Origin of the sequence: Limnohabitans rimovensis (SeqCode), assembly GCF_965234775.1 — a bacterium.
GTDB classification, from domain to species: Bacteria; Pseudomonadota; Gammaproteobacteria; order Burkholderiales; family Burkholderiaceae_C; genus Limnohabitans; species Limnohabitans rimovensis.
The window spans coordinates 1-26,497 of record NZ_OZ248573.1; the positions used below are offsets into that span (position 1 = coordinate 1).

Genomic DNA, 26,497 nt, shown 5'->3' on the forward strand with positions numbered 1-26,497 from the left:
TTATGCCGCCAATTGGGCGTGCAACTCCTGGACCGAATAAACCTCGAGGTGGTCCATGTGCTGCATGCCTTGCACCGCAGCCTCCGCACCGGCAATGGTGGTGAAGGTGGTGACCCGGGCCAGCAGTGCAGAGGTGCGGATTTGCCGCGAATCGGCAATGGCATTGCGCCGCTCTTCCACCGTATTGATGACCAGCGCGATCTCATTGTTTTTGATCATGTCCACCACATGCGGGCGGCCCTCGGTCACTTTGTTGACGGCCACCACGGCCAAGCCCGCTGCGGCAATGGCCTGGGCCGTGCCCTTGGTGGCCACCAAGTCAAAACCCATGGCCACCAAATCGCGGGCCACGGCCACTGCGCGGGGTTTGTCGTTGTTTTTCACGGTCAAGAAAACCTTGCGCACGGCATCGGTGGGGCGCGGCAACCTGGTGCCCGCACCCATTTGGCTTTTGACAAAAGCCTCGCCAAAGGTTTTGCCCACACCCATGACCTCACCGGTGGATTTCATCTCTGGCCCCAAGATGGTGTCCACACCAGGGAATTTGACAAACGGAAACACCGCTTCCTTGACGCTGAAATAAGGTGGGGTGACCTCTCGGGTAATGCCTTGGCTGGCCAAGCTCTGGCCGACCATGCAACGCGCCGCCACCTTGGCCAATTGAATGCCGGTGGCCTTGCTGACATAGGGCACGGTGCGGCTGGCGCGTGGATTGACTTCGAGCACATAAATCACGTCTTGGCCGTCCACATGCTGGATGGCGAACTGCACGTTCATCAGGCCCACCACATTCAAAGCCTCGGCCATGGCCGCCGATTGGCGCTTGAGCTCAGCCACCGTTGCGGAAGACAGCGAGTAAGGCGGCAAAGAACAGGCCGAGTCGCCGCTGTGCACACCCGCTTGCTCGATGTGCTCCATCACGCCGCCGATGAAGGTTTTGCCCTCGGGGTCGCGCAAGCAATCGACATCGCATTCAATCGCATCGTTCAAAAAGCGATCGAGCAACACGGGTGAATCGTTGCTGACCTTGACGGCTTCGCGCATGTAGCGCTCCAGGTCGCGTTGTTCGTGCACGATTTCCATCGCCCGCCCGCCCAGTACATAGCTGGGCCGCACCACCAAGGGGTACCCCAAGGCCGCGGCTTTTTCCAAGGCCTCTGGCTCGGTGCGTGCCGTGGCATTGGGCGGTTGGCGCAGCCCCAGTTTTTGCAACAGGCCTTGGAAGCGTTCGCGGTCTTCGGCCGCGTCGATCATGTCGGGGCTGGTGCCAATGATGGGCACACCCGCAGCCTCTAGGCCCAGGGCCAGTTTGAGCGGAGTTTGCCCACCGTACTGAACAATCACGCCCAAAGGTTTTTCTTTGTCCACAATTTCGAGCACATCCTCCAAGGTGAGGGGTTCGAAATACAAGCGGTCGCTGGTGTCGTAATCGGTGGACACCGTCTCGGGGTTGCAATTGACCATGATGGTCTCGTAACCGTCCTCGCGCATGGCCAGGGCGGCGTGCACGCAGCAGTAGTCGAACTCAATGCCTTGGCCGATGCGGTTGGGGCCACCACCGAGGACCATGATTTTTTGGCGCTGGCTGGGCTCGGACTCGCACTCGTCCTCATACGTGGAGTACATGTAAGCGGTATCGGTGGCAAATTCGGCCGCGCAGGTGTCCACCCGCTTGTAAACCGGACGCACCCCTTGTGCATGGCGCTTGGCACGCACCGCCTGCTCGCTGCTGTGGGTGAGCTTGGCCAAGCGGCGATCAGAGAAGCCCTTTTTCTTCAAGGCCCGCATGTCTGCCGCATCAATGGCGTCGAGCGCCGTGGTGTCGAGTTCCAACTCAATTTTGACGATGTCTTCAATTTGCACCAAGAACCAAGGATCGATCTTGGTCAAGGCATGCACCTCATCCACGCTCATGCCTTGGGCAAAGGCGTCGCCCACATACCAAATGCGGTCTGGCCCTGGTGCACCAAGTTCTTTTTCCAAGACCTCGCGGTCTTGGGTTTTTTCGTTCATGCCATCCACGCCGACTTCCAGGCCGCGCAAGGCCTTTTGGAACGACTCCTGAAAGGTGCGACCCATGGCCATCACCTCACCCACCGACTTCATTTGGGTGGTCAATCGGCTGTCGGCCTGGGGGAATTTTTCAAAGGCAAAACGCGGAATCTTGGTCACCACGTAATCGATGCTGGGCTCGAAGCTGGCGGGCGTGGCGCCGCCCGTGATGTCATTGCGCAATTCATCCAAGGTATAGCCCACGGCCAATTTGGCCGCCACCTTGGCAATGGGAAAACCGGTGGCCTTGGAGGCCAGGGCGGAGGAACGCGACACCCGGGGGTTCATCTCAATCACGATCATGCGCCCATCTTTGGGGTTGACCGAAAACTGCACATTCGAGCCACCGGTGTCAACGCCAATTTCCCGCAACACCGCCAAGCTGGCGTTGCGCATGATTTGGTATTCCTTGTCGGTCAAGGTTTGGGCCGGCGCCACCGTGATGGAGTCGCCGGTGTGCACGCCCATGGGGTCCAGGTTTTCAATGGAACACACGATGATGCAGTTGTCCGCTTTGTCGCGCACCACCTCCATCTCAAACTCTTTCCACCCCAGCAAAGACTCTTCGATCAACAACTCATTGGTGGGCGAGGCCTCCAAGCCGCGCTTGCAAATGGTTTCAAACTCTTCGGCGTTGTAGGCAATGCCACCGCCGGTGCCGCCCAAGGTGAAGCTGGGGCGGATGACGGTGGGAAAACCCACTGACTTTTGCACCACCCAAGCCTCGTCCATCGAATGGGCAATGCCAGAACGCGCTGATCCCAGACCAATCTTAGTCATCGCATCTTTGAATTTGAGGCGGTCTTCGGCTTTGTCGATCGCTTCAGGGCTGGCACCGATCAGTTCGACCTGGTATTTGTCCAGCACCCCGTTGCGCCAGAGGTCGAGCGCACAGTTCAGGGCTGTTTGCCCCCCCATCGTGGGCAAGATGGCGTCGGGGCGTTCTTTGGCGATGATTTTTTCCACCGTTTGCCAGGTGATGGGCTCGATGTAGGTCACATCGGCTGTGGCCGGGTCGGTCATGATCGTGGCCGGGTTGCTGTTGATCAAGATGACCTTGAACCCCTCTTCGCGCAAGGCTTTGCAGGCTTGAACGCCCGAATAGTCAAACTCACAGGCCTGCCCAATGACGATGGGGCCTGCGCCGATGATGAGGACGCTTTTGATGTCTGTGCGCTTAGGCATGCTGATCTCTCGGTGTACCGCTGTGAAGGGACTCAACCCCAATTGGGTTTAGAAAAACGATTGGCAGGCGCAGGGTGCTCATGCGCGCGCATCCATCAAACCGACAAAGCGGTCGAACAAATAGGCGATGTCGTGCGGGCCAGGCGAAGCTTCTGGGTGGCCCTGGAAACAAAATGCGGGCTTGTCGGTGCGGGCCAGACCTTGCACAGTGCCATCAAACAAGCTCACATGGGTGGCGCGTAAATGTGCAGGCAGGGTTTGCGCATCCACCGCAAAGCCATGGTTTTGGCTGGTGATGGACACCCTGCCTGAGTCGAGGTCTTTGACGGGGTGGTTGGCGCCATGGTGGCCGAATTTCATCTTGAAGGTTTTGGCACCACTGGCCAAAGCCATGATTTGGTGCCCCAGGCAAATGCCAAACGTGGGCAAGCCCGACTCGATCAAGGTTTGGGTGGCCGCAATCGCATAGTCACAAGGCTGGGGGTCCCCCGGTCCGTTGGACAAAAACACACCATCCGGTTTGAGCTTCAACACCTCTTGCGCGGGGGTTTTGGCCGGCACCACCGTCAGGCGGCAGCCACGTTGCGCCAGCATGCGCAATATGTTGTGCTTGACCCCAAAGTCATAGGCCACGACGTGAAAGCGCGGGGCCGCCAACTGACCATAACCTATGCCCAGTTGCCATTCGGTTTGCTGCCAATCGAAAGTTTGGGGGGTGGAGACTTTTTGCGCCAAATCCAAGCCAGCCATGCTGGGTGCAGCCTGGGCAGCCGCCAGGGCTTGCTGGCACAAAGCGGGGATAACGACCTGCCCGGCGGGCAAGCCCATGATGCAGCCGTTTTGCGCCCCATGGCTGCGCAAATGGCGGGTCAGCTGGCGGGTATCAATGCCGGCAATGGCCACCGTGCCTGACGCGTTCAAATAAGTGGACAAATCCTGCTGGCTGCGAAAGTTGGATGCCACCAAGGGCAGGTCTTTGATGATCAGGCCAGCAGCGTGGACGCGATCGGCTTCGACATCTTCGGCATTGGTGCCGTAGTTGCCAATGTGCGGGTAGGTCAAGGTGACCAGTTGCTGGCAATAGCTGGGGTCGGTGAGGATTTCTTGATAGCCGGTGATGGCGGTGTTAAAGACCACCTCACCCACGGTGGTGCCCGGGGCCCCTATCGACTGGCCTTGCCACAGCGTGCCGTCAGCAAGCGCCAAGATGGCCGCGGGATGTTTCCCCTGTAAAGACAAAAGCACTGGGTTCTCCGAAGTTCGGTGACGCCCCAGCGCGTTCAAAAAATCCCACAGAAAACTGGTTTCGGTGGGATCTGCGTCGCTGCTTGTGAAAGGGGGATGCTTGAGATCGAGCTGAGGGCGTGCGGTTGGGTGCGAAAAGCGCTCCATTGTAACCGAGGGGTTACCCCAGCGGCGCCTGTCCCGCTGCACTGGCATGCAAACACACCGCCGCTGCAGCGGCCACATTCAGCGACTCCTCACCCCCAGGCTGGGCAATGCGCACACAGCGCTGCGCGGCGGCCAGCAGACCGGCTTGAACACCCTGCCCTTCATGGCCCATCAACCAGGCACAGGGCCAAGGCAAGGCCAACGGGCCCACACATTGATGTAGCCAATCGCCCTGGTGAGAACTGGTGGCCAACAAGGGCACGCCCAAAGTCAAGGCGTCTTCCAGCGTTGCCGATTCGACCAAACGCAACGCAAAATGAGCCCCCATGCCGGCACGCAAGACCTTGGGGCTCCACAAGCCTGCCGTGCCCCGCAAGGCCAGGATCTGGGAAAAGCCAAAGGCGGCGGCACTGCGCAAAATAGACCCCACATTGCCGGCATCCTGCACCCGATCGAGCACCACGGTGGCCAACCCAGGCGCCATCACGGGGGCCACGGGCAAATCAATCACACAGCCCATTTTTTGGTCTTTGGCCAAAGGGCTCAAGGTGTCGAAGAGGGCGTCCGGCAGCAACATGATGCGCTGGGCAGAAAGGGGGGACATCTGGCCCAGGTGCTCCCACATCGATTGGGCCACCACGAGTTGTTCCACCACCCATCCCCGTGCCTGGGCAGCACGCGCCAAATGGTCGCCCTCCAGCCAAACCTGATGACGCTTGCGATAGGCTGAGTTGTCTTGGGCCAAAGCACGCAAGGCCTTGAAGGCCGGGTTGTGGCGCGACTCAATGGTTTGAACCAGCGCGGCTTTCATTGTGGCTCCCGAGACAACACGCGGGCCACCGGCGAAAAGCTGCGCCGATGCCAAGGCGTGGCCCCATGCGTTTGCAAAGCCAGCAAATGTTGCGCCGTGCCATAGCCTTTGTGGGCCGCAAAACCATAGGCCGGGTACTCGGCATCGATCTCCAGGCACCACCTGTCCCGCGCCACCTTGGCCAAGATGGAGGCGGCAGAAATGGCTGGCACCTTTCGGTCCCCTTGGACCACCGCTTCGGCAACGATGTCCAGGGTGGGCAAGCGGTTGCCATCTACCAGTACTTTGTGGGGTTTGAGGCGCAGGCCCATCACAGCACGGCGCATGGCCAGCAGAGTGGCTTGCAAGATGTTGAGGCGGTCGATTTCTTCCACGCTGGCTTGGGCCACGCTGAAGCACAGAGCGCGGGCATGGATTTCTGCGCTCAAACGCTCGCGTTGGCGCGGGCTCAAGGTTTTGGAGTCGGCCAGACCGGCAATGGGTTTCAAGTCGTCCAAGATCACCGCCGCGGCCACCACGGGGCCAGCCAGGGGGCCACGCCCAGCCTCGTCCACGCCGGCCACCAGACCAGGCACGTCCCAAGGCAAGGCAACTTGTTCAGCGCGCCAGGGTTTGTTCGATCGCATCGCAGGCCAACTGCGCGGTGTCGCGCAACAAAGAGTGGTGCATTTCAACAAACCGCTGCTGCAATTGCGCCACACGCTGGGCTTGGTTCAACCAGTCCAGCACGGCTTGTCCCAGGGCCTCGGGTGTGGCCTTGTCTTGCAAAAATTCCGGCACCACAAATTCAGCGGCCAAGATGTTGGGCAAGCCCACCCAAGGCTGCAACTTTTGTCGGCGCATGATTTGCCAACTCAATGGGTTCATGCGGTAGGCAATCACCATGGGGCGCTTGAACAATGCCGCCTCCAAGGTGGCGGTGCCGCTGGCGACCAGGCAGACATCGCATGCCGCCAAGGCCCCATGCGACCCCGCCTCTGTCACGGTTAAATTGAGACCTTCCCCCCAGCGGCTGATGCAAGCCTGCAGGCGTGGGCGCAAGGCCGCAAATGTGGGCAAGACAAAATGCAAGTCGGGCTCGCGCTTTTGCAGCCACGCCGCAGCTTGCAAAAAAACAGGGGCCAATTGATCGACTTCGGAGGCCCGGCTGCCGGGCATCAAGCTCACCACCCTGGTCTGCACGGGCAAATCCAATCGTTGGCGCGCTGCGGCTTTGTCGGATTGCATCGGGATGGTCGCCGCAAATGGGTGACCCACATAGGTGCTGGCAATGCCATGCGCTGACAACAAAGCCGGCTCAAAGGGAAAGATGCACAACATGTGGCGCACGCTGTGGCGGATTTTTTCCAATCGGTTGGCGCGCCAAGCCCACACCGATGGGCACACAAAATGCACAGTGGGCACACCGATCGACAGCAATTGGCGCTCCAAATCCAAATTGAAATCGGGCGCATCCACACCGACAAAAACCGATGGAGGGTCGGCCTTCAAACGCTCAAAAAGTTGTCGTCGAATGGCCACGATGCCTCGGTAATGGCGCAGCACCTCCACATAGCCTCGCACCGCCAACCGCTCGTGCGGCCACCATGCCTCAAACCCTTGCTCGGCCATTCGGGGCCCACCAATACCCTGGGCCTTGGCTGTGGGCCATCGGTGGCGCATGCCCTTGAGCAGCAGGCCGGCCAACATATCGCCCGAGGCCTCACCCGCGACCATGGCAAAAGTGGGCGCATTCGGGTCAGGCATGGGTGGGGACAAAAGGGGCTGAGTCCCAGGTTCAGCGAACAATGCCACGCTGAGGGGATGCTTGGCGCAAAAAACCCAGCATCAAATCCACATCCGCTTGGGTCTCGGCGTTTCTCAGGGCCTCAATGGCTTGAATGGACTGCTCCAAAGAAAGGTCGCTGCGGTACAGCGCCTTGTGCATGGCTTTGACCGCAGCCAGGCGTTCAGGCCCAAAACCGCGACGGCGCAAGCCTTCAAAGTTCATGGAGCGGGCCTGCGCCGGTTGACCCTGGCACATCACAAATGGCGGCAGGTCAGCAAACAACAACGAGTTCATGGCCGTGAAACTGTGCGCACCCAAGCGCACAAATTGATGCACCACCGTGAAACCGCCCAAGATCACCCAGTCTCCCACCTCCACATGGCCGGCGAGTTGGGTGTTGTTGGCAAAAATGGTTTGATTCCCCACCTGACAGTCATGGGCCAGGTGAACATAGGCCATGATCCAGTTGTCGTCCCCCAATCGGGTTGCGCTACCGCCCCCGGGTGAGCCGATGTTGAAGGTGCAAAACTCGCGGATGGTGTTGCCGTTGCCAATCACCAACTCGCAAGGTTCGCCGTTGTATTTTTTGTCTTGAGGGATCGCGCCCAAAGAATTGAACTGAAACACGCGGTTGTTGCGCCCCAGCGTGGTGTGGCCTTCGATCACGCAATGAGCGGCCACCGTGGTGCCCGCACCAATGCGCACATGGGGGCCAATCACGGTGTACGGACCGACCTGGACCGAACTGTCGAGTTCGGCTTGGGGGTCAATCAGCGCAGTGGGGTGGATCAGGGGTGGTGTCATCACGCTGCTGGGCTCGCGTCATGCAATGGTGCGCATGGTGCACATCAATTCCGCTTCGGCAGCAATCTCCTCGCCGACCTTGGCACAGGCTTTGAATTTAAAGATGCCCGCTTTCATCCGATCCAGCGTGACCTCCAAAATCAACTGATCCCCAGGTTCCACGGGCCGCTTGAAACGCGCCCCATCAATGCCAGCAAAGTAATAAACGGTTTTGTCATCCGGGGTGGTGCCCAGCATGTCAAAGGCCAACAATGCCGCGGCTTGCGCCAAAGCTTCCAGCATCAACACGCCAGGCATCACGGGCCGGTGCGGAAAGTGCCCCGAAAAATAGGGTTCATTGATAGAGACATTTTTCAACGCCTTGATGCGCTTGCCCTTGTCGATTTCGAGCACGCGGTCGACCAACAAAATCGGGTAACGGTGGGGCAACTGCTTGAGAATTTGATGGATGTCCATGGCGAGGCTCAAAGGGGTGGTTGGGGGCGCTGCTCCAGCGCCTTGATGCGCTCACGCAGTCGGTGAAGTTGGCGCAGGCTGGCGGCATTTTTCTCCCACGCCGCATTGTCATCGATGGGAAAAAAGCCACTGTAATGCCCGCTTTGATGGATCGAACGGGTGACCACACTGGCGGCAGATATGTGTACATGGTCGGCCAATGCCAAGTGGCCCAAAACGATGGCACCACCCCCCAAGGTGCAATGGGCACCAATGCGGGCACTGCCCGCCACCCCAGCACAGCCAGCCAAAGCACTGTGATCCCCAATGTGGACGTTGTGACCAATTTGCACCAAGTTATCGATCTTGACCCCTTGGCCAATGGTGGTGTCTTCCAAAGCACCTCGATCGACGCAGGTATTGGCACCCAGTTCCACCGAATCCCCCAGGCGCACGGCACCCAATTGCTCGATCTTGACCCAGGTCCCCTCATGGGGGGCAAAGCCAAACCCATCGGCACCCAACACCACCCCAGGGTGCAAGATGCAGTTTTGACCCACCACGCAATCGTGGCCCACATGGACGCGGGCATGCAAACGGCTGTGCGCGCCAATGCGGGCCCCGGCCTCGACCACACACAAGGGACCAATGTGGGCTGTTGCATCAACAAAGGCGGCAGGATCAATCACCGCAGTCGGGTGGATGCGCGGCCCCGCAGGCAGGGGGTGATGGGTGCGCCACAACTGGGTCAGTCGGGCAAAGTAATGGTAGGGGTCAGGGGTGACGATGCAAGCACCACGGGCCTGGGCGGCTGGCGCCAATTCAGGAGAAACCACCACGCAGGCTGCTTGGGTGCTGGTCAATTGGGACTGGTATTTGGGGTGGCTGAGGAAGCCTAAATCACTTGGACCAGCAGACCCCAGTGGGGCCAAGCGGTCGATGTGGGTTTGTGGGTTGCCATGCAACTCGCCCCCCAAGGCTTCGGTGATTTGACTTAAGTACAGTCCCACACCGTGCCGCCAACAGCGTTTACTTGGTGCCGTTGATGGCTTTGATCACTTTTTCGGTGATGTCGTGTTTGGGGTTGATATAAACCGCCTCTTGCAACACCAAATCATACTTTTCAGACTCAGCCACCTGTCGCACGACCCGGTTGGCACGCTCGAGCACAAGTTGAAACTCTTCATTTTTGCGGGCGTTCAAGTCCTCTTGGAACTCACGGCGCTTGCGCTGGAACTCACGGTCTTGCTCGCTCAACTGGCGCTGACGCGCAACGCGCTGGGTCTCTGACAAGGTGGGCGCTTCGCGCTCGAGCTTTTCAGAGTTGGTCTTGAGGGTGTTGCCCAAGTCCATCAACTCTTTTTCGCGCCGTGAAAACTCTTGCTCCAGTTTGGTTTGCGCTGCTTTGGCGGTATTGGCCTCGCGGAAGATCCGATCGGTGCTGATAAAACCAATTCGGAATTCTTGCGCCTGGGCAGACGCCCAAGTACCCAGCGCCAAAGCCACTGTCATAGAAAGTGTTCGCATGGTGTTCATCAAAACGATGTCCCGATCTGAAATTGCAATTTTTGTATTCTATCGCCCCGAAACTTGTTCATCGGCTCGGCCACCGCAAAACGCAGCGGACCAACCGGGCTGACCCAGCTGATACCTGCCCCCACAGAAGTTCTCATCAAGGCGAAATCCACGTTGTCGCTCACACCATAGACATTGCCAGCATCAAAGAAGCCATACAAACGCAAAGTGGGGTCGTTGCCCACGCCTGGGAAAGGAATGAAAAACTCGCTGTTGAACACCAGTTTTTTGGCGCCACCCACCACCAAACCCGTGGTGTCACGCGGCCCCAAGGAGCCTTGCTCAAAGCCGCGCACCGAACCCAGACCACCGGCGTAAAAGTTTTTGTAGGTGGGCAGTTCGTAATCTTGCAAGCCTTGCGCCACCCCCACGTCCCCGTTGATCCCCAAGGTATAGCGTTTGGTGAAATTGAAATACTGCTGATACAAGGCACTGGTTTTGGCATAGCGGGTGTCGGCCGCCACGCCGAACTCGGTATTGGCCCGCATCAGGCGACCTTTGGTCGGCGTGATGACACTGTCGCGTCCATCGCGCGCCCAACCCAAGGTGAGAGGGACAGAGGTGCAGGTCTTGTCATAAGAGCAAGACCCAATCAACGAAGCCGGCATGTTCGAGCCCGGCTTGGTGATGGTTTGCTCACCCGCAAGCCCCACAAAAATGCGGTCCAGTTCGGTCATCGGGACGCCAAAGGTCACGCCCGCATTGGTGCTCTCGGTTTGGTAATTACCCGCTTGGTCAATGTAGGGCTTGATGGAGCGGTGGGACACAGAGAAGGTGCGGGATACACCATCTTCGGTGAAGTATGGGTTGGTGGTGGCCACCGAGATCACTTTGTTGTATTCACTGGTGCTGAGTTGAATGCCCAAAAAGTTGCCGCTGCCAAAAATATTGTCTTGCTGCACACCAAAGGTCAAAACCAGTTTTTCAGCGCTGGAAAAACCCGCACCCAACTGCAAGGACCCCAGTGGCTTTTCTTCCACTTTGACCAACAAATCCACCTGGTCAAAGCTGCCAGGCACTTCTTGGGTTTCGATGTTGACATCTTTAAAGTAGCCCAAGCGCTTCAACCGGTCACGAGAAAGTTTGATGCGCTCGCCGTCGTACCAGGCCGACTCCAATTGTCGAAACTCTCGGCGAATGATTTCGTCCCGGGTTCTGCTGTTGCCCGTGAGGTTAATTTTTCGCACATAAGCGCGCCGAGAGGGGTCGGCTTGCAGCACCAATGCCACACGGTTGGTGCTGCGGTCGATTTCATTGACCGCCTCAACCCGCGCAAATGCAAAGCCAAAATTACCAAAATACTCAGTGAATGCAGCCGTGGTTTTGGTCACGTCTTCGGCGTTGTAGGCCTGCCCCACTTTGATGCCGATCATGGTCTTGAATTCGTCATCTTTGCCCAGGTAATAACCTTGTAAACGGACAGAGGAGACAGCGAACATCTCGCCTTCAAAGATATTGATGGTGACGCTCAGGTCTTGCTTGTTGGGCGAAATCGACACCTGTGTGGAGTCAATGCGAAAGTCCAAGTAGCCGCGTGCCAAATAAAACGAGCGCAAGGTTTCCAAATCGGCATTGAGTTTGGGGCGCGAGTAACGATCAGATTTGGTATACCAACTCATCCAATTGCCGGAATTCAAGTCCATCAAATCCTCAAGGGTGGAGGATTTGAAAACTTTGTTGCCCACAAATTGAATTTGCTTGATTTTGGCCATGTCGCCTTCGGTCACATTGAAGGTCAGGTTGACGCGATTGCGTTCCACCGGGGTGATGGTGGTGACGATGTCAACCCCATACAGGCTGCGATTGACGTATTGGCGCTTGATGTCTTGTTCGGCCAAATCGGCCAATGAACGGTCATAAGGACGACCGTCGGACAGACCAATTTCTTTCAAGGCCTTGCGCAATGCCTCTTTGTCAAATTCTTTGGTGCCAATGAAGTCGATGCTGGCAATGATGGGGCGCTCTTCGAGCAACACGACCACCACATCGTCCTTGACCTCGATGCGAATGTCTTTAAACAAGCCCAAACCAAACAAAGCGCGAATCGCTGCGGTGCCTTTTTCATCGGTGTAGGTCTCACCCACCCGAAACGGCAGGGTGGCAAAAACGGTTCCTGGCTCAACCCGTTGCAGGCCTTCAATGCGGATATCACGTGCGATGAAAGGCGACACAGCCCAAGCCATGCTGGCAGCCAATGAGAACAAGGTCAATGCCTGGGCTATTCGATACAAGGCGCGGGAAAACAAAGCATTCATGTCGTGATTGGGGTTTGAACTTGCAACCGGTGCCATTGATCAAAAAAGCCAGCGAGCCACATCGTTGTAAAGGGCCACGGCCATCAAGGAGAGAACCGCTGCCAGACCCACTTTTTGCAGCCCGGCCATCCAAGCCTTGGCAGGTGGCGACCCTGTCACTGCCTCCCAAAGATAACACATCAGATGCCCCCCATCCAAGATTGGAATGGGCAACAAATTCAGAACCGCCAGGCCAACGCTGACGAAGGCCAAAAAAGCCAGAAATGTGGTCCATCCTTGTTGTGCAGATTGGCCCGCCTGCTCGGCCATGGTTACCGGGCCAGACAGATTGCTCCAGGAAGCTTGCCCGACCAACATCCGCGCAAAAATGTGCAAGGTCGTGACGGACAACTCCCAACACCTTTGCACCGCCAGTTGAGCGGCTTGAACAGGTCCATGGCGCACCAAAGTTTGGGCCGGCGGCTCTCCCAAGCGCACCCCAATCCGCCCAACCCAAGCCTGGCCCTCTTGCATGCGCTCGGGCTTGACTTCGATCAACAAGGCACTGTCGCCACGGCGTTGCACCTCCCATATTTGCGCTTTGGGCGGGTCGTTTTGCCCCGCCTGGCGGATCAGCTGGCGCAATTCACTGGCATCTTCTGGCACTTTGCCATCCACCCGCAAAACCCGGTCGCCGCGTTTGATGCCTGCGCTCTGGGCCACACTGGCCACCACCACTTCGGTCACCACGGGCGCAGTCCATGCGCCTTGCAAACCCAAACTGCGCAGCCATTGGGCATCACTGGTGTCGGTGTGTGCTTGGGTCAAATCCAATTGCACCTGGCGTTGCTTGCCACTGTCACGCGACTGCACCAGCAAATCCAATACCGCACCGACGTTTTGCATCAGCGCCCAGTTCAAGTCAGGCATCGAATAAATGTCTTGGGGCGTGCCACCTTGATTTGCCACACTTAAAACCATGTCGCCACTGCGCAAACCCGCTTGATCGGCAATGGATGCAGAGACAGGTTTGGCCAAAATGGCTTGGGGCATGGAAACCCCCCATACATTCAAGACCCAAAGCAATACAAACGCCAGCAACAAATTGGCCATGGGACCTGCGGCCACAATGGCGCTGCGACGCCACAAGCTTTGTCGATTAAAGGCCCGTTCGCGCTCATGGACTGGGACCTCGGATTCGGTTTCGTCGAGCATGCGCACATAGCCGCCCAAGGGGATCCAGCCCACGACAAACTCGGTGTCTTGCCCCTGCCGAGGGCGGTTGGAACGCCAGCGCCAAATGGGGTGGCCCAGACCGATGGAAAACTGCAAAACCTTGACATCACATGCCACGGCCATGCGGTAATGGCCATACTCATGGACAGCAATCAATACCACCAGGGCCACCAAAAAAGCAAGCAAGGTCATGGATGCCGCTTCATGCGCCCCAGCGCTGGCACAAGCCCAAAGCCGTGCGTCTGGCTTGTTGATCGATGCTCAAGACATCCTCCAAATTGAGCGGTGCATCAGGCAAGCAGGCCGACAAAGTCTCCAAGTTGAGGTGGTGAATTTGGTCAAAGCGGATGCGCCCATTCAAAAAGGCCTCCACCCCCACTTCGTTGGCCGCATTGAGCACAGCCGTGGTACCTGGGGCGGCACGCAGCACTTGCCATGACAGCCACAGGCCAGGGAATCGCTTTGGGTGATCCAAGCTGTCGATGGCCTCAAATGTCATGGCTGACAGGGTTTGAAAGTCCAGGGCCTGGGCCCCAGAGGCGATGCGCTCGGGCCAACCCAAGCCAAAGGCGATGGGCACCCGCATGTCGGGGGTACCCAACTGCGCCACCACAGAGGTGTCGCGGTACTGCACCATAGAGTGAACAATGCTTTGAGGGTGGATGACCACCTCGATGCGCTCAGGCGCCAGACCAAAGAGGTAACGCGCCTCAATGACCTCCAAGGCTTTGTTCATCATGGTGGCCGAGTCGACCGATATTTTTCGCCCCATTTGCCAATTGGGGTGGGCACAGGCTTGGTCGGGGGTCACCGAGGACAACTCATGAACTGGTCGCTGGCGAAACGGACCACCGGATGACGTCAGGATGATTTTCTCCACCCGCGCGTCCCAAGTGCGCGCGTCTTCGGGCAGCGATTGGAAAATCGCAGAGTGTTCGCTGTCAATGGGCAGCAACGTCGCACCGCCCTCGCGAACAGCGGTTAAAAAAACTTCGGCCCCCACCACCAAGGCTTCTTTATTGGCCAACAACAAACGCTTGCCCGCACGTGCAGCAGACAAGCAGGAGGACAAACCTGCGGCACCGACAATAGACGCCATGACCGTGGTGACTTCGATGGCACTGGCCACTTGGTCCAAGGCGGAAGGGCCCGACAGCACCTCAATGGGCAAGCCCAATTCACGCACTTTTTCACGCAACTGTGCCGCATGGGGCGCGCTGCTCATCACCGCATAACGGGGCAAAAAACGCTGGCACTGGGCGAGCATGGTGTCAACTTGTACCGCTGCCGTCAAAGCGAAAACCGAGAACAGATCAGGATGACGCGCCACCACATCCAAGGTGTTGGCGCCAACGGAGCCTGTGGAGCCCAAAATAGTCAGGTTTTGCTTCATGGGCAGACTCATGCTTGCACCAGCATCAGGGCCAAAGGCAATGTGGGCAACAAGGCGTCCACCCGGTCCAACACACCCCCGTGACCGGGCAACAAGGCACTGCTGTCTTTGACACCTGCGCTGCGTTTGACCAACGACTCTGCCAAATCGCCCACCACACTCATGCCCACCAGCACAGCCACGCCCAAGAAAGCCCAAACCGGAGAGTGTTGCAACAGCATGCTGAACAGACTGGGGCTTGCACGGGTTTGATGATCATCCAATATCAACCAAATCAAAGCCAATACACACACGGCCAGCACACCACTGAAGACGCCCTCCCAACTTTTTCCAGGGCTGATGTTGCTCGCCAGCTTGCGCCGACCAAAGGCACGACCGCCAAAGTAGGCCGCCACATCGGCCACCCAGACCAAGGCCAACACCGATAAAAGGTAATTCACGCCCATGTTTTTGGACTGACACAAAGCCAACCAAGTCAGCCACAAAACCAAGATTCCACCCAGCCACCGGGCCCCACGGGGCCACAAGCCCCAACCCACCACGCCCCGGCGCAGCATCCAAGCCCCGCCCAGCAACCAAACCAAACCCGCTATCCACCACAAGGCCGCTGGCGCTTGGACGGCCCAACCCGCCCACCAACTGGCAGCACACAGAGATATGCATATGCCCGTCAAGATCAGGGAAGGGCGGAAACCCAGCCCGTTGAGGCGTCCCCACTCCCAACTGGCCGCAGCCATCAGGATCAAGGTGAACAAGGCCAAGGGCTCTGGGTGGGTGGCAAACAATGCCGGCAATAGAAGCGCCAACAAAACCAAGGCGGTGATGATGCGCTGCTTGAGCATGAAACCTTGGCCGTCTCAGACGGACATGATGTCCTGCTCTTTGGCCGCGATCAGTTTGTCCACTTCGGCAATGTGCTTGTCGGTGGTTTTTTGCACCTCGGCCTCGGAACGCTTTTGCTCATCTTCAGAGGCCAATTTGTCCTTGACCAATTTTTTTACCGCATCGTTGGCATCGCGGCGCAAATTTCGAATCGCCACCTTGGCGTTTTCACCTTCGCTGCGAACCACCTTGGTCAACTCCTTGCGCCGCTCTTCGGTCATGGGCGGCATGGGCACGCGGATCAAGTCGCCCATGGAAGCGGGGTTGAGGCCCAAATCGCTGTCACGGATGGCTTTTTCGATTTTGGCGCCCATGCCCTTTTCCCACGGTTGCACGCTGATGGTGCGGGCATCGAGCAAGCTGACATTGGCCACCTGCGTGATGGGGGTCATGTTGCCGTAGTAATCCACTTGCACCGAGTCCAGCAAACCCGGATTGGCCCGACCTGTGCGGATTTTGGTCAGGCCATGGCCAAAAGCTTGAATGGATTGGTCCATTTTGCTTTCCATGGTTTTTTTGATGTCAGCGATGGTCATGCGTCTTGTCTCCTGTGCTGAAGGTTGTTCAGGCGTGGACCAAGGTGCCTTCGTCCTCGCCCATGATCACCCGTTTGAGGGCACCATTTTTGACGATGGAAAAAACCTTGATGGGCAACTTTTGGTCGCGGCACAAGGCAAACGCCGTGGCATCCATGATGCCCAAATTACGCCCGATGGCTTCGTCGAAACTGATGGTGCTGTAGCGCGTGGCTGTGGGGTCTTTGTGCGGATCAGCCGTGTAAACGCCATCGACCTTGGTGGCTTTGAGGACCACCTCAGCACCAATTTCAGCCCCGCGCAAAGCCGCTGCCGTATCGGTGGTGAAGAATGGGTTGCCGGTGCCCGCAGCGAAAATAACCACCTTGCCTTCTTCCAGATATTGCAAGGCCTTGGGGCGCACATAGGGCTCGACCACTTGCTCAATGCCAATGGCTGACATCACACGGGCCGTCAAACCCGCTTTGTTCATGGTGTCGGCCAAAGCCAAGGCATTCATGACGGTGGCCAGCATGCCCATGTAATCTGCCGTGGCGCGGTCCATACCAACTGACCCACCAGCGACGCCGCGAAAAATATTGCCGCCACCAATCACAACGGCCAGCTGCACGCCCAATCGGGTGACTTCTGCCACCTCTTCGACGATGCGCACAATGGTCGCGCGATTGATGCCAAAAGCATCATCCCCCATCAATGCCTCCCCAGACAGCTTGAGCAGTATGCGCTGATGGGCGGGCTTGGGCGATGGCATGTTCAGGTTCCTTGCAGATCAGTCAAAGTGTAATGGCAGTCCCTGGCAAAACGATGCCCAAGAACCAGGTCACACCGAACTTCCTGCCCGGCGTGACCTTAACTTTATCAAGCGCCTTGTTTGGCGGCCGCTACCTGGGCAGCCACCTCGGCAGCGAAATCATCGACCTTTTTCTCAATGCCTTCGCCGACCACATACAAGGTGAATGAGTGGATGGTGGTTTGGGTGGCCTTGAGCATTTGCTCTACCGTTTGCTTGTCGTTCTTCACAAACACCTGGTTGAACAGCGACACTTCTTTGAGGTATTTTTGGACCGATCCTTCGATCATTTTGGCTGCGATATCAGCAGGCTTGCCTGATTCAGCCGCCTTGGCGGTGGCGACCGATCGCTCCTTTTCGATCAAATCGGCAGGGACATCTTGGCTGGTCAATGCCACGGGCTTCATCGCCGCCACATGCATGGCCACGTCTTTGGCAGCTTGCGCGTCACCGGTGTACTCGACGGCCACACCGATGCGCGTGCCGTGCAGATAGTGAGCGAAATCATGGCCGCGATCGAAACGCACGAAACGGCGCAGGCTCATGTTCTCGCCAATCTTGCCAATCAAGCCTTTGCGAACATCCTCCAAAGTCGGGCCAAACCCGTCTTGGCTGTAAGGCAGGCCGGCCAATGCGCTCACGTCGCTGGGGTTGTGCAAGGCCACCAACTCAGCCGTGGCGCTCACCAAGGCCAAAAAGCTGTCGTTCTTGGTGACAAAGTCAGTTTCACAATTGAGTTCGACCAGGGCACCCACTTTGCCATGGGCATGTGCAGCAACAACACCCTCAGCGGTGATGCGGCTGGCTGCTTTTCCGGCCTTGCTGCCGAGCTTGACACGCAGCAACTCTTCGGCCTTGGCCATGTCGCCCTCGGCTTCGGTCAAGGCTTTTTTGCACTCCATCATGGGGGCATCGGTTTTGGCGCGCAGTTCGGCGACCATGCTTGCTGTGATTGCGACCATAGGTGTTCTCCGTTAGAAATCAAATGTTGTTCAAAAAATAAAGTTGTGAAAAAGGGGCTGCTCGAGCCCCTTTTGGCAAACGCCTGCCACGAAAAATATCAGGCGGAAGCGGCCTCATTGACCTCAACAAACTCGTCATCACCCTCGCCCACGGCCTTGACGATGTCGTTGACGGCATTGGCGCGGCCTTCCAAGATCGCATCGGCAATGCCGCGCGCATACAAAGTCACGGCCTTGGAAGAATCGTCGTTGCCTGGAATCACGTAGTCAATGCCTTCGGGCGAATGGTTGGTATCCACCACACCAATCAACGGAATGCCCAGTTTTTTGGCTTCGGCGATGGCAATTTTGTGAAAGCCCACATCGATCACAAAGATCGCATCGGGCAGCGTGACCATGTCTTGAATGCCGCCAATGTCTTTTTCCAGCTTTTCGAGTTCGCGGGCGAACATCAATTGCTCTTTCTTGCTCATGGCATCCAAACCCAGCTCTTGTTGGGCTTTCATGTCCTTGAGACGCTTGATCGATGTCTTGACGGTTTTGAAATTGGTCAACATGCCACCGAGCCAGCGCTGGTCCACATAAGGAACGCCTGCACGCTGGGCCTCTTGGGCCACGGTGTCGCGGGCTTGGCGCTTGGTGCCCACCATCAAAACGGTGCCACGGTTGGAGGCCAATTGGCGCACGAACTTGGTTGCCTCTTGGAACAAGGGCAATGTTTTTTCCAAATTGATGATGTGAATTTTGTTGCGATGACCAAAGATGAACGGAGACATCTTGGGGTTCCAAAAGCGGGTTTGGTGTCCAAAGTGGACGCCGGCTTCAAGCATTTCGCGCATGGTGACTGACATGGTATTTCTCCAAAGGTTGGGTCTAAAATCCAGCCCTTCATTGACCCACTTGTGAAAACAGGTCAACACCTTGTGGGGGCTGGTTTGGGATTGATTCGTCAACTGTGAAAGACCAAGCCCTCACGCCAACAAAACCCAATGATCTTAACATACACACGCTCCGCCACCCCAGGGTCCCATGACTGGGATTCCCCATGAAGATCGCCGTCATAGGGGCGGGCATCGTCGGGGTGAGCACCGCCTATGAGTTGTCCCGCCAAGGACACACCGTCATAGTTTTTGAACGCCACGGCAGCGTGGGTGAAGAAACCAGTTTTGCCAATGCCGGCGTGGTTGCACCGGGATACGTCACGCCCTGGGCTGCGCCGGGCATGCCTTGGAAAGTTTTTTTGCATTTGTTTGGACGCCATGCGCCCGTGCGCCTGGGTTGGCCCAGCGGCGCTGAAGTCTCTTGGATGGCATCATGGCTCAAGGCCTGCCGCGCCAGCCGATATTTCACCAACCGCGAGCGCATGCAGCGTTTGGCGTTTTACAGCCGCGAACAACTGCATGACACTGCCGCGCGCGAGCGCATCGAATTTGATCGATCTGAAGGCTATATGGTGCTGTTGCGCAGCGCCAAAGACCTGGCGTTGGCACAAAACAATTTGCAGTTTTTGCGCGATGCCGGTGTCACCCACAAACTGCTTGATGCTGCGCAAGCCCTGGCGTTGGAACCGGCCCTGAACCCAGAAACCGCGCTGCACGCAGCCATTCATTTGCCCCAGGATGAGGTGGGCAATTGCCGCCAATATGCCTTGCTGCTGAAACAAAAAGCCGAGGGCCTGGGCGTGCAGTTTGCATTCAACACCACGCTTTTGCCCCTGTCGCGCAGCCAGCCCACCCAATTGCAGGTCAAAGGCAATGGCGCAGCAGAGTCCTTCGATGCCGTGGTGGTCTGTGCTGGCATGGGCAGCTTGCCTTTGCTTCGGCCTTTGGGTTTGCACCTGCCCATGATTGCCGTGCATGGCTACTCTGTCACTGCAGCCATTCGAAACCCCTTGGACGCCCCGCGCAGTGGTTTGATGGACGAACGCTACAAGGTGTCCATCTCACGTCTGGGTCAACGCATTCGTGTGGCGGGCAGCGCCGAGTTGGGTGGTACCGCGAAAAAGCACAACCCAGCGGCCTTGGAAACCCTGTACAAAGTCCTGAGCGACTGGTTCCCTGGCGGGGCCAAAATTTCCGACAACCTGCAAATTTGGAAAGGCGCTCGACCCATGTTGCCCGATGGCCCACCCATTTTGGGGGCCAGCGGTGTGCCCGGTGTGTGGCTCAATTTGGGCCACGGCTCCAGTGGGTGGGCTTTGGCCAGTGGCAGTGCCAAGGTCTTGAGCGACTTGGTCAGCGATCGCCCGCCGGAGATTGACATCAGCGGCCTGGGGTTGGATCGCTTTCGCCATTGACACCCAGATCTGTCAAACGCCATGCAACGGATCACCCCATTCACTGAATGGCCCTTGCACGGGGTAGCCAAAACGCGCGCCATTGAAGCCCAAGCCCAAAGCAGCCGTCCTCAACCGAGTTTGATGCAGTGTGCTGGCCAGTCAGTGGCCCAACTGGCGATGGCTTGGGCACCACATGCCCAACGCATTTGGGTCGCTTGTGGTCCTGGCAACAATGGCGGCGACGGTTTGCATGCGGCCATTCATCTGAATGCCCAGGGCAAAAGCGTTTGGCTCACCCTTTGCCCTGGCTCAAATCCGTCCGTTGAAGCCCTGGACGCTTTGGGCCAAGTGAAAAAAGAGGGCATCCCGATCCATGACCATGCCCCCACAGAATGGGACTTAGGGATCGATGCTTTGTTGGGTTTGGGCCATGCCCGCCCCCCAGAAGGCCAATTGCAACAGCACATGCATCGTTTGCGTCAAGCCCACACCCCCTTGCTGTGCGTGGACGTGCCCACCGGCTTGATGTCTGACAGCGGCCAATGGATGGACACCCAATTGAGCCCCCAACGCACAGCTCCCCTGGCGACGTTGAGCTTGCTCACCCTCAAGCCTGGTTTGTTCACCCTTCATGGCAAAGACGCAGCTGGTGAGGTTTGGTTTGAAGACCTGGGTCACCCTTCTGGCACGTTATGTCGTGCAGACGCCCGCTTGATCGCGCCCCGCCCTCTCAGCCACAAAGCCCACCACAGCCACAAAGGCAGCCATGGCCAAGTGTTGGTGTTGGGCGGCGCGCCAGGCATGACCGGGGCCGCTGTTTTAGCGGCCTTGGCCGCATTGCATGCAGGCGTGGGCAAGGTGGTATTGGGCTTGCTCAACCCCAGCGCACTTGCGGGCGTGCAAAGCCAATACCCCAGCCTCCTGGCCACGGCGTTGGATTCCCACACCCACTTGGCGCACACGGTGGTGTGCGGATGTGGCGGCGGCGAGGCGGTTCGCCCACACTTGCCCCGGGTGCTGTCGCGATCGGCTCAATTGGTGCTGGATGCCGACGCACTCAATGCCATCGCCCAAGACAGCGCCCTGCAAACTCTGCTGGCCCGCAGGGCGAGCGCTGGCTTGACCACGGTGCTCACACCGCACCCCTTGGAAGCGGCGCGCTTGCTGGGTTGCACGGTGGAACAAGTGCAAATGGATCGTCTGGCCGCTGCACAAGAGTTGGCCCAGCGCTGGTCGTGTGTGGTGGTGCTCAAAGGATCGGGCACCGTGATTGCGGCACCCAACGAAACACCGGCGATCAACCCCACAGGCAACCCACGACTGGCCTGTGCCGGTACGGGTGATGTGCTTGCTGGCTTGGTGGGCGCAGCCCTGGCGCGCGGGCTGGCAGCCTCACCCGCCGCGCACTTGGCGGTGTTTCAACATGGATCGGCGGCCGACCGCTGGCCAAACAACGAGGCACTCACCGCCGAGGCACTGGCCAAAGCCGTTCGGTTGTGATGCGCCTGGTGGCGAACAAAGCTTGCGTTCAGCCCCGACCGGCGAAAGGCATTTTGGTGGCCATGATGGTTTGAAACATCACATTGGCCTCCAATGGCAAATTGGCCATGTGCAAGACCGCTTGCCCCACCAAGTTCACATCCATCAAAGGCTCCACGGCAATTTGTCCATTGGCTTGCAAAATGCCGGTGGCCATGCGCATGGCCATGTCGGTGCCTGCATTGCCCACATCGATTTGGCCCACGGCGATGTTGTACTTGCGGCCATCCAAGGAGGCGGTTTTGGTCAGGCCCTTGACCGCATGCTTGGTGGCGGTGTAAGCAATGGAGTTGGGGCGCGGCGTGGTGGCCGAAATCGAGCCATTGTTGATGATGCGACCGCCTTGGGGTGACTGGGATTTCATCACCATGAAAGCTTGTTGAATGCAGTAAAACATGCCGTTGAGGTTGATGTCCACCACCTGCTTCCATTGCTCGATGGTCAGCTCCTCCAAAGGCACGCCAGGGGCACCGACACCAGCGTTGTTGAACAGCACATCCACCCTGCCCCACTTTTGAACGGTGGCAGCAAACATGGCCTTGACAGAGACTGGATCGGCGACATCGGTGGGCACAACCAAGGCTTCATCGGACTTGGCCGCCAATTCGGCGACCACCGCGTGCAAGGGCTCTGCGCGGCGTCCGGCCAAGGTGACGCGGTAACCCGCGCCCAACAAAGCCTGTGCGGTGGCTTTGCCGATGCCCGTACCGGCGCCAGTGATGATTGCGATTTTGGGGCTGCTCATACGGTGGTCCTCTTGAATGCGATTTGTGTGGGGGTTCAGCGCTTTTTGCGCCCTTTGCCTTTGGCCACCGCTTTTTTCACAGCGGCCTTGAGCGCTTGGATGGGTGATTTTGCCGCACGTTGCGGCGCACTGGCCTTGCCCAGCCCTTTGCCACTGCGCTTGCCACGGGTGGGTGGCGGGACATTCAAACCTGATGCCGCAGGGCCCTTGCTGGTCAAGGGCGTGCCTTCGGTGACCAAACGAAAATCAATTTTTCGACCATCCAAATCGACCCGGCTGACTTGGATGCGCACCCGCGTACCAATCGCAAACCGTATTCCGGTGCGCTCGCCACGCAGCTCTTGACGCACCTCATCCAAGCGGAAAAAGTCACCACCCAACTCGGTGATGTGGACCAAACCTTCTACATACAAGTTGTCCAACGTGACGAACAAGCCAAAACCGGTCACGGCCGTCACCACGCCGCCATACTCCTCGCCCAAATGCTCGCGCATGAATTTGCATTTGAGCCAGGCTTCGACGTCACGGCTGGCTTCATCGGCACGGCGCTCAAAAGCGCTGCAATGCAAGCCTGCCGCTTCCCAACCACTGGCGTCGGGCCCAGCGGCAACGGGTTTGACCACTTTGGCCACGGCACCCGGGGCTGGTTTTTTGGTGATTTTGAATCGACCTGGGGGCTCTGGCGGCCGCACCGGAAGCTTGTAGGTTTTCTTGCCCAAGATAGCCTTGATCACGCGGTGCACCAGCAAATCCGGGTAACGGCGAATCGGGCTGGTGAAATGCGTATAGGCCTCGAAAGCCAAGCCAAAGTGACCACTATTGGTAGGCGTGTAAATGGCCTGTTGCATGGATCGCAGCAACATGCTGTGGATTTGTTGAGCGTCTGGCCGCTCTTTGGTCGCTTGCGCAATCGCCTGGTATTGCGCAGGGCTGGGGTTGTCGCTGATCGACAAGCCCAATCCCAAAGCCTTGAGGTAATTGGCCAAGGTCTCGCGTTTTTCGGGGGTCGGTCCCTCATGCACCCGAAACAATGCGGCGTGCTTGCTTTGCAAAATGAAGTCTGCGCTGCAAACGTTTGCGGCCAACATGGCCTCTTCGATCAACCGGTGGGCATCGGTGCGCACGCGGGGCACAATTTTTTCAATCCGCCCGCTGTCGTCGCACACGATTTGGGTTTCGGTGGTTTCAAAATCCACCGCGCCGCGAACCTGTCTGGCTTGCAACAGGGCGCGGTAGACATCGTGCAAATGTTCCAAATCATGGATGCGATCTGGATGTCGCGCTGCCTCTGGCCCCCGAGTATTGGACAAAATGGCCGCCACCTCGGTGTAGGTCAACCGCGCATGGCTGCGCATGACCGCAGGGTAAAACTGGTAGGCGTGGACTTCCCCTGTTGACGTGACGAGCATGTCGCACACCATGCACAAACGTTCCACCTCGGGGTTGAGCGAACACAAACCGTTGGAGAGCTTTTCCGGCAACATGGGGATCACGCGACGCGGAAAATACACGCTGGTGGCGCGCTCATAGGCGTCCACATCAATCACCCCACCAGACTCCACATAATGGCTCACATCGGCAATCGCCACAAGCAAGCGCCAGCCTTTGCCCCGGCCCACGCGTGAGGGCTCGCAATACACCGCATCATCGAAGTCGCGCGCATCTTCACCGTCGATGGTGACCAAGGGCACATCGGTCAAATCAACCCGGTCTTTTTTGTCCTGAGCGCGCACCTTGTCGGGCAGGCTGCGGGTGAGGTCCAAACAAGCGGCTGAAAACTCATGCGGCACGCCATATTTGCGCACCGCGATTTCGATTTCCATGCCAGGGTCATCGAGTTCTCCCAGCACCTCTTTGATGCGGCCCACCGGTTGACCATACAAGCTGGGCAGCTCGGTCAACTCAACCACCACCACCTGACCGACCTTGGCCTGTCCGGTGGCTGCCTTGGGAATCAAAACGTCTTGGCCATAGCGCTTGTCTTCGGGGGCCACCAACCAAATGCCCCCTTCTTGCAGCAAACGCCCAATGATGGGCTGGGGTGGCCGTTCGATGATTTCCACCACGCGGCCCTCAGGCCTGCCTTTGCGATCGAGTCGCAACACCCGCACCTTGACGCGGTCCAGATGCAACACGGCGCGCATCTCATTTGGTGCCAAAAATATGTCTGCCGCGCCATCATCTCGGCGGACAAAACCGTGTCCGTCGCGGTGACCCAACACGGTGCCTTCGATTTCCTCCAGCAAACCTGCGCTGGGGTGACTGAATTGTTTGATAGAATTTCTCTCTTTCCTGAAATGCCCAGGTGGCGGAATTGGTAGACGCACTAGTTTCAGGTACTAGCGAGTAACATCGTGGGGGTTCGAGTCCCTTCCTGGGCACCACCTACATCAACAGTTGCAAATGTTTGCAGCTGTTTTCGTTTGGGGCTTTGGCATTTTTTGGACCTATACAGCCTGAGCCACCAGATCGTGCCCTTGTGTATCCACGATGTGAACCATGGTGAATTCTCCCACACGCAAGGTTTTACTGGCTTTTTGCGGTGGCAAGATGCGCACCACGCCATCGATCTCAGGAGCATCGGCATAGGTGCGCGCCACAGCTCCCTTGCGCCCCAAGCCTGGCGCTGAGTCCACCAAGACCTGCATGCGGGCGCCGATGCGCTGGCGCAATTTCTCCACCGACACGGCTTCGGCCACCGCCATGAAACGGGCACGGCGTTCTTCGCGCAGTTCTGCCGGGACCATGCCTGGAATGTCATTGGCCGCGGCCCCCGACACCGGGCTGTACGCAAAACAACCGGCGCGGTCGATTTGTGCAGCCCGCACAAATGCCAACAAATCCTCAAACTCGGCTTCAGTTTCGCCAGGAAAGCCCGCAATGAAGGTGCTGCGCACCACCAGTTCAGGGCAGATCTCGCGCCAACGCTGCAAACGCTCCAGGTTGCGCTCACCGCTGGCGGGTCGCTTCATGCGGCGCAACACATCGGGATGGCTGTGCTGAAAGGGCACATCCAGGTAAGGCAAGATTCGCCCCGTGGCCATGAGCGGCAAGATGAGGTCCACACTGGGATAGGGATAAACGTAGTGCAAGCGCACCCAGGCGCCGTAGGCATGGGCCAAGTCGGCCAAGGCCTCGACCAGTTCCAGCAATCGGGTTTTGATTGGTTTGCCATCCCAAAAACCCGTTCGATAGGCCACATCCACGCCATAGGCTGAGGTGTCTTGGCTGATCACCAACAACTCCTTGACGCCCCCTTCAAACAAGGCCCGTGCCTCATTGAGCACATCACCGATGGGACGCGACACCAAATCGCCTCGCATCGAAGGAATGATGCAAAAAGTACAACGGTGATTGCAGCCCTCGCTGATCTTCAAATAAGCATAGTGCCGTGGCGTGAGCTTGATGCCCGCCACACCCATGGGGGCTGGCATCAAATCGACAAATGGGTCGTGCGGTTTGGGCAGGTGCAGGTGCACCGCATCCATCACCTCTTGGGTCGCGTGTGGACCGGTGACCGCCAGCACACTGGGGTGTACATGGCGCACCAAATTACCGCCCCGCTCATCTTCGCGCGCCCCCAGACAGCCGGTGACAATCACCTTGCCATGGGCCGACAAAGCCTCGCCAATCGTGTCCAGGCTTTCCTTGACCGCATCGTCAATGAAGCCGCAGGTGTTGACGATCACCAAATCCGCGCCTTCAAATGACTTGGAAGTTTGATAACCCTCGGCGCTCAGTTGGGTGAGGATGAGTTCTGAGTCGGTCAAAGCCTTGGGGCAACCCAAGCTGACAAAACCCACTTTGGGTGGCGTGGCGCGCGGGCCCGCTGGGGCCTGGATTTCAGATATTGACATGCTCGCATTGTCCCCGCAATTCG

At 58.1% G+C, this 26,497-nt stretch carries 22 protein-coding genes and 1 tRNA gene; 3 read left to right on the plus strand and 20 right to left on the minus strand.

All coding sequences use genetic code 11. From position 1 onward, the window contains the following. The 17 genes from carB to rpsB form a co-directional block, all read right to left on the minus strand. On the minus strand, positions 1 to 3,237 hold the full coding sequence (gene carB / locus AC8GFZ_RS17030) for a carbamoyl-phosphate synthase large subunit (protein ID WP_506646121.1): 3,237 nt from the start codon (positions 3,235 to 3,237) through the stop codon (positions 1 to 3). A 78-nt stretch (positions 3,238 to 3,315) separates the two neighbouring features. Further along, positions 3,316 to 4,482, minus strand: coding sequence for a glutamine-hydrolyzing carbamoyl-phosphate synthase small subunit (carA, locus tag AC8GFZ_RS17035; RefSeq protein ID WP_506646122.1), 1,167 nt, complete (start codon positions 4,480 to 4,482; stop codon positions 3,316 to 3,318). A 160-nt stretch (positions 4,483 to 4,642) separates the two neighbouring features. After that, complete coding sequence (locus tag AC8GFZ_RS17040; protein ID WP_506646123.1) at positions 4,643 to 5,440, minus strand: TrmH family RNA methyltransferase; 798 nt, start codon at positions 5,438 to 5,440, stop codon at positions 4,643 to 4,645. Beyond that, the gene (rnhB, locus tag AC8GFZ_RS17045; protein WP_506646124.1) at positions 5,437 to 6,066 is read right to left on the minus strand and encodes a ribonuclease HII; all 630 of its coding nucleotides are present in this window, start codon (positions 6,064 to 6,066) and stop codon (positions 5,437 to 5,439) included. The genes AC8GFZ_RS17040 and rnhB overlap by 4 nt, the downstream gene beginning before the upstream one ends. Further along, positions 6,038 to 7,186 carry a lipid-A-disaccharide synthase gene (gene lpxB, locus AC8GFZ_RS17050; protein WP_506646125.1) on the minus strand — a complete coding sequence of 383 codons (1,149 nt, stop codon included), beginning with the start codon at positions 7,184 to 7,186 and terminating at the stop codon, positions 6,038 to 6,040. Before lpxB ends, rnhB begins: the two co-directional genes overlap by 29 nt. A 31-nt stretch (positions 7,187 to 7,217) precedes the next feature. Then, positions 7,218 to 8,012: an acyl-ACP--UDP-N-acetylglucosamine O-acyltransferase gene (gene lpxA, locus AC8GFZ_RS17055; RefSeq protein ID WP_506646126.1), complete on the minus strand. Its 795-nt coding sequence runs from the start codon at positions 8,010 to 8,012 to the stop codon at positions 7,218 to 7,220. Positions 8,013 to 8,030: 18 nt separating this feature from the next. Then, entirely contained in the window at positions 8,031 to 8,468 is a 438-nt protein-coding gene (gene fabZ / locus AC8GFZ_RS17060; RefSeq protein ID WP_506646127.1) for a 3-hydroxyacyl-ACP dehydratase FabZ, read from the minus strand. An 8-nt stretch (positions 8,469 to 8,476) separates the two neighbouring features. Then, positions 8,477 to 9,457 (minus strand): UDP-3-O-(3-hydroxymyristoyl)glucosamine N-acyltransferase, encoded by a 981-nt coding sequence (gene lpxD / locus AC8GFZ_RS17065; protein ID WP_506646128.1) that lies wholly within the window; start codon positions 9,455 to 9,457, stop codon positions 8,477 to 8,479. A 19-nt stretch (positions 9,458 to 9,476) separates the two neighbouring features. Beyond that, positions 9,477 to 9,974: an OmpH/Skp family outer membrane protein gene (locus AC8GFZ_RS17070; RefSeq protein WP_506646129.1), complete on the minus strand. Its 498-nt coding sequence runs from the start codon at positions 9,972 to 9,974 to the stop codon at positions 9,477 to 9,479. Positions 9,975 to 9,982: 8 nt separating this feature from the next. Further along, entirely contained in the window at positions 9,983 to 12,277 is a 2,295-nt protein-coding gene (gene bamA, locus AC8GFZ_RS17075) for an outer membrane protein assembly factor BamA (RefSeq protein ID WP_506646130.1), read from the minus strand. Positions 12,278 to 12,316: 39 nt separating this feature from the next. Further along, positions 12,317 to 13,684, minus strand: coding sequence for an RIP metalloprotease RseP (gene rseP, locus AC8GFZ_RS17080; RefSeq protein ID WP_506646131.1), 1,368 nt, complete (start codon positions 13,682 to 13,684; stop codon positions 12,317 to 12,319). Positions 13,685 to 13,694: 10 nt separating this feature from the next. After that, positions 13,695 to 14,885, minus strand: coding sequence for a 1-deoxy-D-xylulose-5-phosphate reductoisomerase (dxr, locus tag AC8GFZ_RS17085; protein WP_506646171.1), 1,191 nt, complete (start codon positions 14,883 to 14,885; stop codon positions 13,695 to 13,697). 8 nt (positions 14,886 to 14,893) lie between these two features. Next, the gene (locus AC8GFZ_RS17090; protein WP_506646132.1) at positions 14,894 to 15,727 is read right to left on the minus strand and encodes a phosphatidate cytidylyltransferase; all 834 of its coding nucleotides are present in this window, start codon (positions 15,725 to 15,727) and stop codon (positions 14,894 to 14,896) included. A gap of 15 nt (positions 15,728 to 15,742) precedes the next feature. Next, the gene (gene frr, locus AC8GFZ_RS17095) at positions 15,743 to 16,303 is read right to left on the minus strand and encodes a ribosome recycling factor (RefSeq protein ID WP_506646133.1); all 561 of its coding nucleotides are present in this window, start codon (positions 16,301 to 16,303) and stop codon (positions 15,743 to 15,745) included. A 28-nt stretch (positions 16,304 to 16,331) separates the two neighbouring features. Then, complete coding sequence (gene pyrH, locus AC8GFZ_RS17100; protein ID WP_506646134.1) at positions 16,332 to 17,054, minus strand: UMP kinase; 723 nt, start codon at positions 17,052 to 17,054, stop codon at positions 16,332 to 16,334. Positions 17,055 to 17,161: 107 nt separating this feature from the next. Further along, complete coding sequence (tsf, locus tag AC8GFZ_RS17105) at positions 17,162 to 18,055, minus strand: translation elongation factor Ts (RefSeq protein ID WP_506646135.1); 894 nt, start codon at positions 18,053 to 18,055, stop codon at positions 17,162 to 17,164. Between the two features lie 98 nt (positions 18,056 to 18,153). After that, positions 18,154 to 18,906 carry a 30S ribosomal protein S2 gene (rpsB, locus tag AC8GFZ_RS17110; protein WP_506646136.1) on the minus strand — a complete coding sequence of 251 codons (753 nt, stop codon included), beginning with the start codon at positions 18,904 to 18,906 and terminating at the stop codon, positions 18,154 to 18,156. Between the two features lie 194 nt (positions 18,907 to 19,100). Between rpsB and AC8GFZ_RS17115 the strand changes: the two genes are divergently transcribed. After that, complete coding sequence (locus AC8GFZ_RS17115; protein ID WP_506646137.1) at positions 19,101 to 20,351, plus strand: D-amino acid dehydrogenase; 1,251 nt, start codon at positions 19,101 to 19,103, stop codon at positions 20,349 to 20,351. 21 nt (positions 20,352 to 20,372) lie between these two features. Beyond that, on the plus strand, positions 20,373 to 21,833 hold the full coding sequence (locus AC8GFZ_RS17120; RefSeq protein ID WP_506646138.1) for an NAD(P)H-hydrate dehydratase: 1,461 nt from the start codon (positions 20,373 to 20,375) through the stop codon (positions 21,831 to 21,833). A gap of 28 nt (positions 21,834 to 21,861) precedes the next feature. On the opposite strand, the gene AC8GFZ_RS17125 is transcribed toward AC8GFZ_RS17120, so the two are convergent. Together AC8GFZ_RS17125 and rnr are read right to left on the minus strand one after the other, a co-directional pair. Further along, the gene (locus AC8GFZ_RS17125; RefSeq protein WP_506646139.1) at positions 21,862 to 22,617 is read right to left on the minus strand and encodes an SDR family oxidoreductase; all 756 of its coding nucleotides are present in this window, start codon (positions 22,615 to 22,617) and stop codon (positions 21,862 to 21,864) included. A gap of 35 nt (positions 22,618 to 22,652) precedes the next feature. Beyond that, positions 22,653 to 24,863 (minus strand): ribonuclease R, encoded by a 2,211-nt coding sequence (rnr, locus tag AC8GFZ_RS17130; RefSeq protein WP_506646140.1) that lies wholly within the window; start codon positions 24,861 to 24,863, stop codon positions 22,653 to 22,655. 53 nt (positions 24,864 to 24,916) lie between these two features. Between rnr and AC8GFZ_RS17135 the strand changes: the two genes are divergently transcribed. After that, positions 24,917 to 25,001 (plus strand) — tRNA-Leu (locus AC8GFZ_RS17135). Between the two features lie 63 nt (positions 25,002 to 25,064). On the opposite strand, the gene rimO is transcribed toward AC8GFZ_RS17135, so the two are convergent. After that, the gene (gene rimO / locus AC8GFZ_RS17140) at positions 25,065 to 26,474 is read right to left on the minus strand and encodes a 30S ribosomal protein S12 methylthiotransferase RimO (RefSeq protein ID WP_506646141.1); all 1,410 of its coding nucleotides are present in this window, start codon (positions 26,472 to 26,474) and stop codon (positions 25,065 to 25,067) included. Positions 26,475 to 26,497: the final 23 nt, after the last annotated feature.

Coding starts and splice junctions, on each gene's coding strand:
- carB (WP_506646121.1), bottom strand. CDS start 3,237: ATGCCTAAGCGCACAGACATCAAAAGCGTCCTCATCATCGGCGCAGGC.
- AC8GFZ_RS17040 (WP_506646123.1), bottom strand. CDS start 5,440: ATGAAAGCCGCGCTGGTTCAAACCATTGAGTCGCGCCACAACCCGGCC.
- rnhB (WP_506646124.1), bottom strand. CDS start 6,066: ATGCGATCGAACAAACCCTGGCGCGCTGAACAAGTTGCCTTGCCTTGG.
- lpxB (WP_506646125.1), bottom strand. CDS start 7,186: ATGCCTGACCCGAATGCGCCCACTTTTGCCATGGTCGCGGGTGAGGCC.
- lpxA (WP_506646126.1), bottom strand. CDS start 8,012: ATGACACCACCCCTGATCCACCCCACTGCGCTGATTGACCCCCAAGCC.
- fabZ (WP_506646127.1), bottom strand. CDS start 8,468: ATGGACATCCATCAAATTCTCAAGCAGTTGCCCCACCGTTACCCGATT.
- AC8GFZ_RS17070 (WP_506646129.1), bottom strand. CDS start 9,974: ATGCGAACACTTTCTATGACAGTGGCTTTGGCGCTGGGTACTTGGGCG.
- bamA (WP_506646130.1), bottom strand. CDS start 12,277: ATGAATGCTTTGTTTTCCCGCGCCTTGTATCGAATAGCCCAGGCATTG.
- rseP (WP_506646131.1), bottom strand. CDS start 13,684: ATGACCTTGCTTGCTTTTTTGGTGGCCCTGGTGGTATTGATTGCTGTC.
- dxr (WP_506646171.1), bottom strand. CDS start 14,885: ATGAAGCAAAACCTGACTATTTTGGGCTCCACAGGCTCCGTTGGCGCC.
- AC8GFZ_RS17090 (WP_506646132.1), bottom strand. CDS start 15,727: ATGCTCAAGCAGCGCATCATCACCGCCTTGGTTTTGTTGGCGCTTCTA.
- frr (WP_506646133.1), bottom strand. CDS start 16,303: ATGACCATCGCTGACATCAAAAAAACCATGGAAAGCAAAATGGACCAA.
- pyrH (WP_506646134.1), bottom strand. CDS start 17,054: ATGCCATCGCCCAAGCCCGCCCATCAGCGCATACTGCTCAAGCTGTCT.
- tsf (WP_506646135.1), bottom strand. CDS start 18,055: ATGGTCGCAATCACAGCAAGCATGGTCGCCGAACTGCGCGCCAAAACC.
- rpsB (WP_506646136.1), bottom strand. CDS start 18,906: ATGTCAGTCACCATGCGCGAAATGCTTGAAGCCGGCGTCCACTTTGGA.
- AC8GFZ_RS17115 (WP_506646137.1), top strand. CDS start 19,101: ATGAAGATCGCCGTCATAGGGGCGGGCATCGTCGGGGTGAGCACCGCC.
- AC8GFZ_RS17120 (WP_506646138.1), top strand. CDS start 20,373: ATGCAACGGATCACCCCATTCACTGAATGGCCCTTGCACGGGGTAGCC.
- AC8GFZ_RS17125 (WP_506646139.1), bottom strand. CDS start 22,617: ATGAGCAGCCCCAAAATCGCAATCATCACTGGCGCCGGTACGGGCATC.
- rimO (WP_506646141.1), bottom strand. CDS start 26,474: ATGTCAATATCTGAAATCCAGGCCCCAGCGGGCCCGCGCGCCACGCCA.